This window comes from Reyranella sp., assembly GCF_004297405.1.
Classification (GTDB): domain Bacteria; phylum Pseudomonadota; class Alphaproteobacteria; order Reyranellales; family Reyranellaceae; genus Reyranella.
Window position 1 is genome coordinate 1 of the sequence record NZ_SCVC01000024.1, and the last position, 1,711, is coordinate 1,711.

Below are 1,711 nucleotides of genomic sequence, written 5' to 3' on the forward strand. Positions count from 1 at the left end.
GGCGCATAGACGATCAGCGACCACAGCGCCATGAACCACATCATCGCCGAGAACTTCATGCGCTCGGCGAAGGCGCCGGCGATCAGGGCCGGCGTGATGATGGCGAAGGTGAGCTGGAAGGTGAGGAAGACCGTCTCAGGAATCGTCTTGGCAAGGTCGTGAACGCTGTCCAGCGTCAGGCCGGCCATGAAGACGCGGCTCAAGCCGCCGACGATCGTGCTGCCCGGCGTGAAAGCGAGGCTGTAGCCAATGATCAGCCAGAGCACCGAGATCAGACAGGTGATGGCGAAGCTCTGCATCACAGTCGACAGCACGTTCTTCTTGCGCACCATGCCGCCGTAGAACAGCGCCAGGCCGGGGATGGTCATCATCAGGACGAGCGCCGTCGAGGTGAGCATCCATGCGGTGTCGCCGGTATCGAGCTTCGGCTTCTCGTCGGCCGCCAGTGCCAGCGCCGGCAAGAGGAGCGCAGCCGTCGCCCCCAGACCGGCAAGCACTGAGTTGGTCTTGAACTTCATCTTTATCCCCTAGGCTTCTTACGTTGGATTCGAGTTGCTGGTGTCGGCGTGCGGATCACAGCGCTTCAGCGCCGGACTCACCGGTGCGGATACGGACGGCCTGCTCGACCGGCAGGACGAACACCTTGCCGTCGCCGATCTTGCCGGTGCCGGCTGCTTTGCAGATCGTCTCGACAGCACGCTCGACCATGGCGTCGTCGATCACGACCTCGATCTTGACCTTGGGCAGGAAGCTCACGGCGTATTCGGCGCCGCGATAGATTTCGGTCTGGCCCTTCTGCCGGCCGAAACCCTTCACTTCGCTGACCGTCAGGCCCTGGATGCCGAGCGATGTCAGCGCATCGCGCACCTCGTCCAGTTTGAACGGCTTGAAGATTGCCATGACCATTTTCATCTGTGTCTGCCCTCCACGGGGAGTTCGCCCCAAAGTTCGACACGTGAAGAGCAAGGGTCGTGCCAACTTCACCCACAGCCCCGGCCGGGCATGGCACAGTGTTTGCGAGACACGGCCCGTAATGAATCGTTCAGCTTTTAGGGGTGGTCGTGTTGCTTAAAAAGATTTCTACCGTGGGCATGGCACTGTTCACAATCTGCGCATCAGCCAATGTCTATGCTCAAGGGACGCCGGATCCGGCGGCGCCGACGGCGCCTGCCCCGCCCGAGAAGGAAGTCTGGAAGGGCCCGTTCGGCGGAACCTTCACCGCAGGCATCGCCGTCCTCAACGAGTATTCCTATCGCGGCATCTCGCAGACCCAGCGACAGGTCGCCGTCCAGGCCGCCTTCGGATACGAGACCGCTCCGGTCTCCGAGAAGGTCCCGCTGTCCGCCTACGTCAGCGCCTGGGGGTCCAACGTCAACTTCCCCGGCACCGGCGCCTCCGTCGAAATCGACCTCAATGCCGGGCTGCGCCTCAAAGCCCTCGACGACAAGCTCACCTTCGATCTCGGCTACATCCGCTACAACTATCTCGGCGCCCCCGAAAACCTCTACTTCGACTTCAACGAGTTCGGCCTCGTCGCCGGATACGATTTCGGCGTCGCCCAGCTCCAGGCCGCCATCCGCTACAGCCCCAACTTCTTCGCCAACTCCGGCAACGCCTGGTACAAATGGGGACAGATCACCGTTCCCCTGCCCTTCCTGCGCGTCAACGAGAACATCGCCTTCAAGGTCTTCGGCAACGTCGGCAACCAGTA

General features: G+C 62.0%; 3 protein-coding genes. 1 reads left to right on the forward strand and 2 read right to left on the reverse strand.

Features of this window, described 5'->3' with window-relative positions:
* Together EPO50_RS16605 and EPO50_RS16610 are read right to left on the reverse strand one after the other, a co-directional pair.
* Nucleotides 1–518, reverse strand: a 518-nt coding sequence (locus EPO50_RS16605) for an ammonium transporter (RefSeq protein WP_367268045.1), incomplete at its 3' end; no start/stop codon positions are given.
* A 55-nt stretch (nt 519–573) separates the two neighbouring features.
* Complete coding sequence (locus EPO50_RS16610) at nt 574–912, reverse strand: P-II family nitrogen regulator (RefSeq protein ID WP_296345993.1); 339 nt, start codon at nt 910–912, stop codon at nt 574–576.
* Nucleotides 913–1,091: 179 nt separating this feature from the next.
* Between EPO50_RS16610 and EPO50_RS16615 the strand changes: the two genes are divergently transcribed.
* Nucleotides 1,092–1,711, forward strand: a 620-nt coding sequence (locus EPO50_RS16615) for a TorF family putative porin (protein WP_296345995.1), incomplete at its 3' end; no start/stop codon positions are given.